The 12,796-nt window shown below is 64.5% G+C and carries 11 protein-coding genes; all 11 read left to right on the top strand.

Features of this window, described 5'->3' with window-relative positions; translation table 11 throughout:
• Positions 1-75 precede the first annotated feature (75 nt).
• Positions 76-1,575 carry an MFS transporter gene (locus ALI144C_RS02375; protein ID WP_076985327.1) on the top strand — a complete coding sequence of 500 codons (1,500 nt, stop codon included), beginning with the start codon at positions 76-78 and terminating at the stop codon, positions 1,573-1,575.
• Positions 1,529-2,209 (top strand): putative quinol monooxygenase, encoded by a 681-nt coding sequence (locus ALI144C_RS02370; protein WP_076985326.1) that lies wholly within the window; start codon positions 1,529-1,531, stop codon positions 2,207-2,209. The genes ALI144C_RS02375 and ALI144C_RS02370 overlap by 47 nt, the downstream gene beginning before the upstream one ends.
• Positions 2,210-2,241: 32 nt before the next feature.
• Positions 2,242-3,552: a lipopolysaccharide biosynthesis protein RfbH gene (gene rfbH / locus ALI144C_RS02365; RefSeq protein ID WP_076985325.1), complete on the top strand. Its 1,311-nt coding sequence runs from the start codon at positions 2,242-2,244 to the stop codon at positions 3,550-3,552.
• A 39-nt stretch (positions 3,553-3,591) separates the two neighbouring features.
• Positions 3,592-4,182 (top strand): dTDP-4-dehydrorhamnose 3,5-epimerase family protein, encoded by a 591-nt coding sequence (locus ALI144C_RS02360; protein ID WP_237773923.1) that lies wholly within the window; start codon positions 3,592-3,594, stop codon positions 4,180-4,182.
• Between the two features lie 8 nt (positions 4,183-4,190).
• Positions 4,191-5,387 (top strand): DegT/DnrJ/EryC1/StrS family aminotransferase, encoded by a 1,197-nt coding sequence (locus ALI144C_RS02355; protein ID WP_076985323.1) that lies wholly within the window; start codon positions 4,191-4,193, stop codon positions 5,385-5,387.
• A complete protein-coding gene (locus tag ALI144C_RS02350; RefSeq protein WP_076985322.1) occupies positions 5,387-6,649 on the top strand; it encodes an activator-dependent family glycosyltransferase in 1,263 nt (420 codons plus the stop codon). The genes ALI144C_RS02355 and ALI144C_RS02350 overlap by 1 nt, the downstream gene beginning before the upstream one ends.
• Positions 6,650-6,843: 194 nt before the next feature.
• A complete protein-coding gene (locus ALI144C_RS02345; protein WP_076985321.1) occupies positions 6,844-8,442 on the top strand; it encodes an MFS transporter in 1,599 nt (532 codons plus the stop codon).
• A 216-nt stretch (positions 8,443-8,658) separates the two neighbouring features.
• Complete coding sequence (locus ALI144C_RS02340; RefSeq protein WP_076985320.1) at positions 8,659-10,074, top strand: NDP-hexose 2,3-dehydratase family protein; 1,416 nt, start codon at positions 8,659-8,661, stop codon at positions 10,072-10,074.
• A gap of 2 nt (positions 10,075-10,076) precedes the next feature.
• Positions 10,077-10,658 carry an NADPH-dependent FMN reductase gene (locus ALI144C_RS02335; protein WP_076985319.1) on the top strand — a complete coding sequence of 194 codons (582 nt, stop codon included), beginning with the start codon at positions 10,077-10,079 and terminating at the stop codon, positions 10,656-10,658.
• Positions 10,659-10,860: 202 nt separating this feature from the next.
• Positions 10,861-11,736, top strand: a complete 876-nt coding sequence (locus ALI144C_RS02330) for an AfsR/SARP family transcriptional regulator (protein ID WP_083752640.1) — start codon at positions 10,861-10,863, stop codon at positions 11,734-11,736.
• A 33-nt stretch (positions 11,737-11,769) separates the two neighbouring features.
• The gene (locus ALI144C_RS02325) at positions 11,770-12,759 is read left to right on the top strand and encodes a Gfo/Idh/MocA family protein (protein WP_076985318.1); all 990 of its coding nucleotides are present in this window, start codon (positions 11,770-11,772) and stop codon (positions 12,757-12,759) included.
• Positions 12,760-12,796 lie beyond the last annotated feature (37 nt).

Below are 12,796 nucleotides of genomic sequence, written 5' to 3'. Positions count from 1 at the left end.
ACGGCATTTGCGAACCAAGGTGGGGGCCGACTGCGCCCGGCCTCCCCCAGCGACCAGTTACGGCGGTGGACACAGATGACAGCGAAACAGGTGACGGCCACACCTGCGCCCGTGCGCTGGGATCCTCGTCTCTGGGGTCTGCTGTTCGTGCTCTCCGGCAACATGCTCTTGGACGCGCTCGAGGTTTCCGTGGTGATCGTGGCCATGCCCTCGATCGGCGACGACCTGAACCTCGGAATCGCCGCTCTGCAGTGGACGATGAGCGGATTCGCGCTCGGGTTCGGCGGATTGCTGCTCTTCGGTGGGCGGGTCGTCGCGTTGCTCGGCCGTCGCCGCATGTATCTCATCGCGCTGCTGGTGTTCGCGGCCGCTTCGCTGGTTGGCGCGTTGGCGGACAACGGCGCGCTGCTGACAGCCACTCGCTTCGTCAAGGGGTTCTGCGTCGCTCTCACGGCGCCGACCGGGCTTGCCATCATCGGCAACACGTTTCGAGAGGGCCCGGCCCGCAACCGGGCGATGTCGATCTACTCTCTCTTCGGCGCCAGTGGTTTCTCCTTGGGGCTGCTGCTGTCCGGGGCGCTCACTCAGGTGAGCTGGCGGTGGACATTCTTGTTTCCGGTCCCGGTTGCCATCGCATTGTTCGCGCTCGGCCTGCGGCTCATCCCGAGGGACAAGCCTGGCGAGGACACCGATCGCCGGTACGATCTTGCCGGCGCGGGCACGTTCGTCGCCGCGATGCTGCTCTTGGTGCACGCGATCGTGACCGGACCGGAAATCGGGTGGGGTCATCCGCGCACGGTTGGTGCTTTCGCTCTCACCGCGCTGCTGGCGGCGGGGTTCGTCGTCATCGAACGATCGGTGCCGCGGCCTCTGGTGCGGTTCGGTGTCTTCACCAACCGCGCACTGATGCGGTCGGCTCTCGGTGCCGCCGCCCTCAATGGTGCGTACTGGGGCTTTCTGCTCGTCTGCACTTTCCAGTTGCAGTCGCTGTTGGACTGGACGCCATGGCAAGTGGGGCTGGCCATCCTGCCCGCCAGTATGCTGCTGACGCTCGCGGCCCCTTTTTCCGGACGCATGGTCGGCCGTTTCGGTGCCGCGCGACTCATCGCTCTTGGTGCGGCCGCTCCTCCTGCCGGATACATCCTGTGGCTGTCGGCGGGAACACCGTCGACGTACGCCGCCGACGTCCTTCCGACGATGCTGTTGGTGGGCTTGGGTTTCCTGCTAGCTTTCTCGCCATTGCACGTGCAGGCCATCGCAGGGATCCGCACAGCAGAGCGGGGAATGGCCAGTGGGGCGTACCAGACCGCGGTCCAGTTGGGCGGCGCAGTGATGTTGGCGCTGGTGGCGGCGCTGCTCGTTGCCAACGAGGCACCGGAGGGAGCGTCGGCCGATGCGGTCTCGGCAGGCTATCGCCCCGCCCTGCTGCTGATCATCGCCGCCGGGGTGGCGGGCCTGTTGGTCGCACTCACTGGTCTGTTCCCACGCGGCCGTTTGCCGGTTTCGTCAAGCGGAGAAAGGACACCAGATGGACGGTCTCATGACATCAGCACACGCGCGCAGCGCGGGGCCTGATTTTTTTACCTTCGAGACGCTACGGGTGGATCGTCCCGAGACGGCAGGTGTGCTGGCGGACATCCTGGTAGGTGAGGTGCGGGATCATGCTCGGCACACTGCCGGTTTCGTCACTGGCCGCGTGCACCTCGGCGTCGACGGCACCACCGTGGTGAGCTGTGGCCAGTGGGGCAGCGCGGCAGACCACAGTAATTCGACGAAGGCCGGGCCGGGCAGGGGCGCGCTGGGCAGCCTTGCGAACAGACCCGAGGTCACCGCGGCGACGACCTTCGGCGGCACCAGAGCCGCTGGTGTGGACGGCCCCGCTGCAGCGGAACCGCCAGGATTCGTCGCGGTCGCGACGCGGCACGTGGCCGGGCACGAGTCCGCCAGTGCGATGGTCGACCTATTGGTCCAGTCCGGTGAGTGGAAACGCGATTTCCCTGGATTCATCTCTGCGACGCCATATATCAGCCTTGACGGCAAGACCTTCGTCAACTACCCGCAATGGGTGAATGAAGCCGCCTTCCATCGCTACATGGCAGCTCCGAGGATCGCCGAAGGTCAGGCGGCGGTCGCCAGCCTGGAGGTCGCTCCAGCGGAATTCGTGTTATGTCGCGTGGTTATGACCATCGACTCGGAAGTCGGCGGCTGACGTGCAAGGAAAGGTGAGTTGAAGTGAATACCATGAAGGACAAGATTCTCCAGCTGACGGGAGAGTACCATCGCGGAGTAAATCAGCCGGACTTCGTCCCTGGTGTGACTCCCTTATGGGCGTCGGGCGCGGTGCTCGACGACGATGACCGCATCGCGCTGGTAGAAGCGGCACTCGATATGCGCATCGCCGCGGGCTTCAGCGCGGGCCGCTTCGAGCGCGGCTTGGCGCGCTACTTCGGGCTGCGCAAAGCCCACCTCACCAATTCAGGCTCGTCGGCGAACCTGGCCGCGCTGAGTGCACTGACGTCGCCGAGCCTGGAGGAACACCAGCTCCGGCCCGGCGACGAGGTGATCACCGCGGCCGCGGGTTTCCCGACAACGGTCAACCCCATCCTGCAGAATCGTCTCATCCCGGTGTTCGTGGATATCGAGCTCGGCACCTACAACACCACGCCGGACAGGGTCGCGGCCGCGATCGGGCCACGCACGAGGGCGATCATGATGGCTCATTCGCTCGGCAATCCGTTCGCGGCACAGGAAATCGTCGACCTCGCCGAGCAGCACGGGCTGTTCCTCATCGAGGACAACTGCGATGCTGTCGGCTCCCGCTACCGGGGTCAACTCACCGGAACCTTCGGCGATCTGGCGACCGTCAGCTTCTACCCGGCCCACCACATCACCATGGGCGAGGGCGGTTGCGTGGTCACCAACAATCTCGCGCTGGCCAGACTCGTCGAGTCGTTCCGCGACTGGGGCCGGGACTGCTGGTGCGAACCGGGTGAGGACAACAAGTGCTTCAAGCGGTTCGACCAGCAACTGGGCACGCTACCGCACGGCTACGACCACAAGTACATCTTCTCCCACGTCGGCTACAACCTGAAGTCCACTGACCTGCAGGCGGCACTGGGCGTGACACAACTCCGGAAGGTCGACGAATTCGGCGAGGTACGCCGCCGGAACTGGCGTCGGATGCGCGCGGAACTCGATGGCGTGCCCGGCCTCCTGCTGCCCGAACCGACACCGGGCGCGGATCCGAGTTGGTTCGGTTTCGTGCTGACCGTCTTGCCCTCGGCCGGATACACGCGCAAGGATCTCGTGGCGTTCCTGGAATCACGCAACATCTCCACCCGGCGTTTCTTCGGCGGTAATCTGACCCGCCATCCCGCGTATGCGAACGCCGAGTTCCGCGTCTCCGGCCACCTCGCCAACAGCGACGTGGTAACGGCGGACACATTCTGGGTTGGTGTATATCCGGGGCTGAGCACCGAGATGATCGATTACATCATCAAGTCCATCACCGAGTTCGCACATGACCACTCGCCATTCGCCGCCGCCCGCTGATCACGGTCACGACCGGGAAGAGAGGACCGAAAGGTGAGAGTGAGCGAGACCGTCGTTCCCGGCGCGTTCGTCATTACCCCCGATCAACTCCGCGACGAGCGCGGAGTGTTCTACGAGGGGCTACGCGCCGACGTGCTTGAGTGCGCGGTCGGCAGGCCGTTCACGCCGCGCCAGATCAACTACTCGACGTCAAGGCGTAATACCCTGCGCGGGCTGCACAGCGTCACTGTCCCGCCGGGGCAGGCCAAGTACGTGAGCTGCGTGCGTGGTGCCGTTCACGATGTCGTGGTGGACCTGCGGGTGGGTTCGCCTGCGTTCGGCCGCCACGCGATCACGCGACTCGATCCCGCGTCAGGTAGCTCGGTCTTCGTGCCAGAAGGCGTCGGCCATGGTTTCCTCGCGCTCGAGGACCGCACGTGTGTCTGCTACGTACTGTCCACCGTGCACGTTCCGGGTACACAGATCGACATCGACCCGTTCGACCCTGAGCTGGCCCTTCCGTGGGGCTTCAGGGAACCACCGCTGATGTCTGCGAAGGACGCCGGGGCGACAAGTGTCGCCAAGGCGCGAGCCAGGGGGTTACTGGCCGAATGGCCCATTCCGGCCGTGCAGGCAAGGCATCCCGACTGAGGAGAGAAATGCTCAACATTTTTCAGCCAATGCTCGGCGCGGAGGAACTCGACGCCGTATCTCAGGTTTTCGACAGCAACTGGCCCGGTCATGGACCGCGAACCAAGGCATTCGAAGCGGAATTCGCCGCACATCTCGGGGTCGATCCGGAAAATGTGCTGTTCATCGCCTCGGCCACCGCCGGGTTGTTCCTGGCAGGCGAACTGCTCGGGCTCGGTGCAGGGGACGAGGTGGTGCTCCCGTCGATCAGCTTCGTCTCCGCCGGGAACGCGATCGCGGCCACCGGCGCCCAACCGGTGTTCTGCGACGTCGATCCGAGAACCCTCAACCCGACAGTCACCGATGTCGAAGGCGTGCTGACGTCGCGGACGAAGGCCGTGCTCGTGCTGCACTACGGCGGCTATCCCGGTGAGATCTCCGCGATCTCCGCACTCTGCCGGGATCGGGGCATCCCCCTGATCGAGGATGCCGCCTGCGCGGTGGCCTCCTCGGTCGGCGGCAAAGCGTGCGGGACCTTCGGAGACATCGGGGTGTGGAGCTTCGACGCGATGAAGATACTGGTCACCGGGGACGGCGGAATGCTCTGTCTGCGGGACGGTCAGCTCGCCCGGCGAGCCCGGCGGCTGGCGTACCACGGTCTCGAGCAAGCCAACGGGTTCGCCGCCGCCAAGGTGTCCGCCCGATGGTGGGAGTTGGACGTCCAGGACTTCGGCCGCCGGTTGATCGGCAACGACCTGACCGCCGCGATCGGCTCCGTGCAGCTGCGCAGGCTGCCGCGGTTCGTCAGCAGGCGCCGCGAGATCGTCCAGCTGTACGACCGTTTGCTGGCCGGGGTGCCCGGAATCCGGACGCTGCCGTCCCTGCCCGCCGGGCACCGCACTTCCCACTACTTCTACTGGGTGCAGCTGGACCCGGCAATCCGCGACCTGGTGGCCACCGATCTCCTCGCCAACGACATCTACACGACGTTTCGCTACCCCCCATTGCACAAAGTGCCCGCCTACCGCGCGGCTGGTGCGCTACCTGCGACCGATTCGGCGGCGGACGCCACCCTGTTGCTGCCACTGCACCAAGGACTTGATGACACGGACGTGCACACCGTGGCCGACGAACTCCGCAAGGCCGTGGACCACCGGCGCCGGGAGCACCTGGCCGGCCTCGACGACCACGGCACATCGCGACAACTACCCGACGGGAAATCATGATGCGAGTGCTGTTCACGGTCGTGTCGTCGACATCGCACCTCTATCCCATCGTTCCGCTGGCCGGAGCGCTGCGGGGCGCGGGGCACGAGGTCTGCGTCGCCAGCCACCCGGACATGGTCGATGCGATCACCACCACCGGCCTGACAGCGGTCTCGGTGGGCGAGACCATGGATATCGCGGCCATCGTGCAGGGCGACGATGAAGCGCGCCGGATCGTCGTCGACGCGCTTTCCGGCGATCTCGGTCGCCTTCGCAAGTCGGACAGGCAGTACCTGCTGTCCGCGTTCTCGATGTACTACCCAGCCGAGCCGCCTGGTCCTGAGCACCGGCCCTTGGTGGACGACCTCGTCGACTTCGCGCGTGGCTGGCGGCCGGATCTGATCATCTGGGATCCCCTGTTCCTGCCCGCGCCGATCGCCGCACGTGCGTGTGGTGCCGCGCATGCCCGTTTCCTCTGGGGACTGGACGACTTCGCATGGATCAGGGTGAAACTGCTGGACAAGCTCAACGAGCAGGGGTCGGACCTGACCGAGGATGTGATGGCGGCGTTGATGGCACCGACGCTGCGGCGGTTCGGGGACGAATTTGACGAGGAAATGCTCATCGGTCAGTGGACCATCGACCCGATGGCGACCCGGATGCGCCTGCCGCTCGACCTGCGTTCCATCCCGATCCGCTCGGTGCCCTATAATGGATCGGCGGCAATTCCGGAATGGTTGTGGCGGCAGCCGGAGCGGCCACGGGTATGCCTGACGTTGGGGCTGGCTCTGCGGAAGTTCTTCCAGGCAACCGATGTTCCGCTCGCGGACTTGTTCGACATGGTGGCGGACATGGACATCGAAGTCGTGGCCACGTTGAACGCCACACAGCTCGCCGTGGTGGGCACGGTCCCCGGCAACGTGCGCGTGGTCGACTACTTGCCACTGCACCTCCTGCTGCCGACCTGCTCGGCGATCATTCACCACGGGGGCACCGGGACGTTCGCGGCCGCGGTGGCGAACAAGGTGCCGCAGCTCATCTCTCTCGAGGACGGCGCCGACTACGACGATCTCGCGAAATATGTGGTCGATCGTGGCGCGGGCCTTGTCGTCGACAGTGTCGGGTTCTCCGCGGACGCGGTGCGGAAACAGCTCATCCAGATCTTGACCGAGCCCTCGTTCACCGATGGTGCGATATCGCTGTACGAGGACTCACTGGCTACGCCGAGCCCGAATGATCTCGTTCCGATGCTGGAGAAATTGACGGCATTGCACCGCGGCTGACCAGGCTCCCGGGGGCAAGACCGGAAGCTGGCCGATAATTTCAGGGTCGTCGCTGCTCAGGGGTGCTAGTATGGTTTTACAACTTCAAGTTTCGGCGACCTCGAACCTTGGTCGCGCTTGAGATTCTGTCATTTTTGATCTTGCCGGTGACGAGTTTCGGCAATCTGCGCGACACTACTGAGACGAGAGCTCTCATGACGTCAGAGATCCCAGCCCGCGCTGGGCGACGGGAATGGATTGGGCTAGCGGTGCTTGCGCTGCCGACCCTGCTCCTTTCCATGGATTTGACCGTTCTGCACCTGGCGGTGCCGTCGCTGAGCGCAGATTTGAAACCCAGCAGTTCGCAGTTGCTGTGGATCACCGACATCTATGGGTTCCTGCTGGCCGGCTTCCTGATCACGATGGGCACCCTGGGTGACCGCATCGGGAGGCGCAAGCTGCTGCTGATCGGCGCCGCCGCGTTCGGTGGCGCCTCGATGCTCGCCGCGTTCGCGGGCAGCGCCGAATTGCTGATCGCGGCTCGCGCGCTGCTTGGGGTGGCCGGAGCGACCCTGATGCCCTCCACTCTGGCGCTGATCCGCAATATGTTCCACGACTCGGCGCAGCGCTCGGTCGCCATCGGGACGTGGATGATCAGCTTCATGGTCGGCGCGGCGATAGGACCGCTGGTTGGCGGTGCTTTGCTGGAGAACTTCTGGTGGGGCTCGGTGTTCCTGCTCGGCGTACCGGTGATGGTGCTGTTGCTGGTGGTGGGACCGATACTGCTGCCGGAATACCGCGATCCAAAGGCGGGCCGGGTGGACCTGATCAGCGCGGGAATGTCGCTTGTCGCAGTACTGACGGTCATCTATGCCATCAAGGACATCGCCGAGCACGGAGCAGACTGGCTGGCCGCGCTGCTCATCGTGGTCGGGCTGGTCATCGGCGCGGGGTTCGTCCGAAGGCAGCGCAAGCTCGCTGATCCACTGCTCGACCTGAACCTGTTCGCCAGCCGCGCCTTCAGCGGATCGTTGGCGATCATGATGATCGGCAGCTTCATCATGATGGGCTTGAACCTCTTCATCGCGCAGTATCTGCAGATGGTGCTTGGGCTGTCGCCATTGTCGGCTGGGCTGTGGGGTCTGCCCATGGTCGGCGGGCTGATCGTCGGCGTCATGCTGGCCTCGACCATCGTGCGGTGGGTTCGGCCGTCCGTCGCCATGGGCGTTGGCATGGTGATCGCTGCCGCCGGGTTCGGCATGCTCACCCAGGTTGACGCCACCGGCGGACTCGCGATCGTCGTAACCGGGTCCATCGTCTTCGCGATCGGCCTCGCCCCGGGCAGCGTCCTGAGCACAGACCTCGTCGTCAGCGCCGCTCCACCCGACAGGGCAGGCGCGGCGTCGGCGATCTCGGAGACCAGCCAGGAGTTCGGCGGGGCGCTCGGCTTGGCGGTGCTCGGCGCCATCGGCACGGCTGTGTATCGCGGTGACGTCGCCGACGTCGTTCCGGCTGGAGTTCCGCCCGAAGCGACGACAGCCGCACAGGACACACTCGGTGGTGCCATGGCAACGGCTGGGCAACTGTCCGGTCAGCTCGGCGTCGACCTGCTCGCCGCCGCCCGCCAGGCGTTCACCCACGGCCTGCAGGTGACCGCTGGCATCAGCGCCGCCGTGGTGGCGGTCTCCGGAATCTTGATCATGGTCCTGCTCCGGAACTTGCATATGAAGCCGGAACCCGAGGACCAGCCGGACTCCGGGCAGGCTGCCGAGGCGGTTCCCGTCGACGTGGTCAAGTCACGAGACGGGGAGTGACGCTTCTTTAGTCCATTAGAGACTGTCGTCTTCGGAGGACGGGGCTTGGGCCCCGCCCTCCGTGCCGACTGTCCGTTGGACAGGGTTCAGCGGTTCTTCAGCCGGAGGGCGGCTCTGGCAGCAGCGCGATCCGCGACGATAGCGGCAAGCAAGGCGCTGCCTCGGCGCATCGCCGTTTCAAGCTCTCAGTCGAGTGCCCTATCGGGAGGTAACCGCGTGTTCCACGATCTGGCGGAGTTCTACGAATGGTTTGCCGAGCGAAACCAGGAAAACGAGTATGAAGTCACCAGGACTTCTCTGGATATGATGGATGGCTGGCACATCCACGACCAGACCGGAGACGTCGCGCATCGGAGCGGAAAGTTTTTCTCGATACGCGGGCTCGAGGTGTGTACCGATCATCGGGATACGAATTCCTGGACGCAGCCGATCATTCTTCAGCCGGAGATCGGTATCCTTGGCATCGTCATGACGGTGGCCAATGGGACGGTCTACTGTCTCATGCAGGCGAAGATGGAACCTGGCAACATCAACCTACTCCAGTTGTCACCGACGGTGCAGGCGACCCGCAGTAACTACACGCGGGTACATCAGGGTAATCCGGTGCCCTACCTGGACCACTTCATGGCCCCTCGCGGTGGCCGCGCGGTATTCGACGCGCTGCAGTCGGAACAGGGTTCATGGTTCCTGAACAAGCGGAACCGCAATATGATCGTCGAAGTGGCGGAGGAGTTGCCGCCGCTCGACGATTTCTGCTGGCTAAGTCTCGAGCAACTCGCGACCCTGATGAGGGTTCCCAATCTGGTGAACATGGATGCGCGGACCGTGTTGTCGGGAATTCCCTTCTTCTTCACTGAAACCAGCCTCGACAGGGCGGGACCGCTCAGCACCGACCTCGGCCCCGGCGGTGACCCGCTACATTCGGTCGAGCAACTGCTGAGCTGGTTCACCGAGGTCAAATCCCGATACTACCTTACCCGGCGGGAGTTGCCGTTGTCCGGATTGCCGCATTGGGTGCGTTCTTCCGGCGAGATCGTGCACGAAGAAAAGAGGTACTTCTCGGTTATCGGGGTGAATGTGCAGGCGAGCAGCCGCGAGGTGAGTCAGTGGTCGCAGCCAATGCTCGCACCCGTCGACCGGGGTGTGATCGGTTTTCTCGGGCGGCAGATTGCCGGTGTGTTCCACATATTGGTGCAGGCGCGGACGGAAGCCGGAACGCACGATGTGGTCGAGATGTCGCCGACGGTGAACTGCATCCCAGCCAACTACGCCGGGCTTCCGGCCGAGCGGCATCCGTGGTACCTAGAAGCTTTCTCTCGGGCGTCGTCGTCGAGCACCATCGTCGATGTCGTGCATTCAGAGGAAGGGGGCCGCTTCTTCCACGCGGAGAACCAGTACCTCGTCGTCGATGTCGGCCAGGACTTCGACCTCGACGTTCCCGATGATTTCTGCTGGATGACGGTGAGTCAGTTGACCGGTTTCATTCGCTACGGGAACCACGTCAACGTCGCGGCGCGCTGCCTGCTGAGCTGCCTCGCGGGCGAACCGGACCGTGCTGTTGGCACGAGGGGGCGACGTGACATCGGTAGGTCGTCCGATGTGCCAGAGCTTTCCGCACTACCGGAAGGATAGTCATGACGAACGAGCGCATCCGTATTGCCGTCATCATCGGTAGTACCAGGAAAGGCCGTTTCGGGCCGACTGTGGCCGCGTGGTTTGTCGAACAGACCGAGCGGCACGCTGACCTGGCCGTGGATGTGATCGATTTGGCCGATGCGAAGTTGCCCGAGACGCTTTCCGATTTCGGAGACGAGCCCGGGCCGGAGGTGGCCGCGGTGGCATCGCGGCTGGCGGCGGCAGACGCGTTCGTCGTGGTGACCCCCGAGTACAACCACAGCTTTCCGGCATCGCTGAAGAGCGCGATCGACTGGCACTCCAAGGAGTGGCACGCCAAGCCGATCGGTTTTGTCTCCTACGGCGGCATGGCGGGTGGGCTGCGGGCGGTGGAGCACCTTCGCCAGGTGTTCGCGGAGCTGCACGCGGTCACGATTCGCGACACGGTCAGCTTTCACGGCGCGTGGAGCCAGTTCGAGCCCGATGGCCAGGCAAAGGCACCCGAAGAGTGCAATGCGGCCGCCAAGTCCATGCTCGATCAGCTCATCTGGTGGGGCCACGCGCTTCGGGACGCGAGGGCCAAGCGTCCATACAGGACATGAACCTGTGCGAGAGAGGCCGGCACTCCCGGAGGATGTGGAACCAAGTCAGAGCCGCGTCCGGAATGTGAGAGCGCCGTGAGAGCCACGTGTGTCACTCTGAACTAGGTACACTTCACTGTCATAGGACGTCGTCATCCGAGATGCGCGACCAATTCTGTGCCAACAAAATCCCACGGTCGATCGTGGGTTGATAGGGACGAAGATGGGTACGACGCAGAAGGAGTATGTGGCGATTCCTGGGGTTGTGGTTTCGGGTGGCCCCGGCCGCCTCGCCAAGGTCGCGGATGACAGTAGGGCGGATGACAGTAGGATCGTGCGCTTCGCTGTGCTGGGTGCGGTGGAGGCTGTCAAGGGGGGTGACGACTACGCGCCGACGGCGCCGAAGTTATTGCAGTTGCTGGCGATGGTCATTCTCCGGGCGGGTCGGCCGGTGCACACTGATTCGATCATCGAGGAGTTGTGGTCGGGACCGCCGTCGCGAAATGCGCGCACGACTGTGCAGACCTATGTGTATCAGTTGCGAAGGATGATCGAAAGCGGTGGGTTTGCCGGAAACGGTGACGACATGCTCGTCACCAAGGCGCCGGGATATGTGTTGATGGTCGATCGCGATCAGATCGACATGTTCGTGTTCCAGCGGCTGTGTCAGGAGGGCAGGGAGGCATGGCATCGCCGCCACTACAAGGAGGCGGCCGGTTTGTTTCGGGACGGGCTCTCGCTGTGGTCCGGTCCGCCGCTGGCGAATGTGAACTGTGGGCCTCGGCTGTCGGCGTACGCCGTGGACTTGACGGAGCAACGGCACCATGCACGCCATCTTCGGATCGAGGCCGAGATCGAGATCGGGTTGCACCGGGAACTGGTTGGAGAACTACGATCCCTGGTGGCCACGAACCCACTCGATGAGGGGTTGCAGGGTCAACTGATCAGGGTGCTGGACCGTAGCGGACGCCGCAGCGACGCGCTGGATGTCTACCGGGGTCTCCGGACAGTACTGAACGAGGAACTGGGTCTTGACCCCTGCGCCGATGTGCAACAACTGCACCATGACCTGCTCTCAGCCGACCGGCTGGCGAGTTGAGGTCAGGGCCGTGGCGATCGAGCAGGTGGGCGGATGAGCGCCGCCGACGATGCCGCGCCGATCCGGCTGGGTGTGCTCGGCTGTGCCGATGTCGCCGCGCGCCGGGTACTACCCGCAGTCGCCACCACGTCGGGTATCCGGCTGGTTGCGGTTGCCAGTAGGACTTTGGGCAAGGCACGGGCGCTGGCCGCCCACTTCGGGGGCGAACCCGTGCTCGGCTACCAGACGCTCCTCGACCGAACCGATGTGGACGCGGTCTACATCCCGTTGCCGTCGGCCCTGCACGCGGAGTGGATCGCGCGGGCGCTGATGGCAGGCAAGCATGTACTCGCCGAAAAGCCGCTCACGACATCCGGGGCCGAGACCGCCAGGGTAGCCATGCTGGCACACCGGCAGCAGCGGGTACTGATGGAGAACTTCATGTTCCATCGGCACAGCCAGCACGCGGCCGTGCGCCGACTGCTGGATGACGGAGCCATCGGCACAGTGCGCTCGTTCGCCGCGACGTTCGCGATCCCCCCGCGTCCGCAGAGTGATATCCGCTATTCCGCCGAGCTTGGCGGGGGAGCCGTGCTGGACGTCGGTGGCTACCCGGTGCGGGCGGCACAACTGCTCCTCGGTGCGAATCTGACTGTCATGGGAGCCTCTCTCAGCCATGACAATGTACTTGGCGTCGATGTGGGCGGCGCTGCGCTGCTGAGACGGGACGATGGGGTCACTGCCCAGTTGTCATTCGGCCTCCGCCACGCCTACACCTCCCACTATGAGTTTCTCGGAACTGACGGCCGACTGTCCCTGGACCATGTTTTCACCCCGCCACCTGGGCATCGGCCTGTCGTGCGGCTTGCGTGTCAGGACCGTCGGGAACAGCTGACCCTGCCGAGCGACGATCAATACGCGGCCAGCGTCGCCGCGTTCACCGGCGCGGTGCGTGCGGGGTCTGTCCTGGACGCCGACACCGTAGTGGTTCAGGCGAGGTTGATCGACGACATTCGGTGGCATGGGACTCGACCGGCCGGCTGACTGTCGGAACCTGAGTATCGGTCCGGTCCGTCAGCCG

The organism is Actinosynnema sp. ALI-1.44, assembly GCF_001984155.1.
In the GTDB taxonomy this organism is placed as follows: domain Bacteria; phylum Actinomycetota; class Actinomycetes; order Mycobacteriales; family Pseudonocardiaceae; genus Kibdelosporangium.
This window is presented reverse-complemented; position numbering and strand designations above follow the sequence as displayed.

What these genes read in the sequence shown, in the direction of transcription:
- ALI144C_RS02375 (WP_076985327.1), top strand. Translation starts at nt 76, where the DNA reads ATGACAGCGAAACAGGTGACGGCCACACCTGCGCCCGTGCGCTGGGAT.
- ALI144C_RS02370 (WP_076985326.1), top strand. Translation starts at nt 1,529, where the DNA reads ATGGACGGTCTCATGACATCAGCACACGCGCGCAGCGCGGGGCCTGAT.
- rfbH (WP_076985325.1), top strand. Translation starts at nt 2,242, where the DNA reads ATGAAGGACAAGATTCTCCAGCTGACGGGAGAGTACCATCGCGGAGTA.
- ALI144C_RS02355 (WP_076985323.1), top strand. Translation starts at nt 4,191, where the DNA reads ATGCTCAACATTTTTCAGCCAATGCTCGGCGCGGAGGAACTCGACGCC.
- ALI144C_RS02350 (WP_076985322.1), top strand. Translation starts at nt 5,387, where the DNA reads ATGCGAGTGCTGTTCACGGTCGTGTCGTCGACATCGCACCTCTATCCC.
- ALI144C_RS02345 (WP_076985321.1), top strand. Translation starts at nt 6,844, where the DNA reads ATGACGTCAGAGATCCCAGCCCGCGCTGGGCGACGGGAATGGATTGGG.
- ALI144C_RS02335 (WP_076985319.1), top strand. Translation starts at nt 10,077, where the DNA reads ATGACGAACGAGCGCATCCGTATTGCCGTCATCATCGGTAGTACCAGG.
- ALI144C_RS02330 (WP_083752640.1), top strand. Translation starts at nt 10,861, where the DNA reads ATGGGTACGACGCAGAAGGAGTATGTGGCGATTCCTGGGGTTGTGGTT.
- ALI144C_RS02325 (WP_076985318.1), top strand. Translation starts at nt 11,770, where the DNA reads ATGAGCGCCGCCGACGATGCCGCGCCGATCCGGCTGGGTGTGCTCGGC.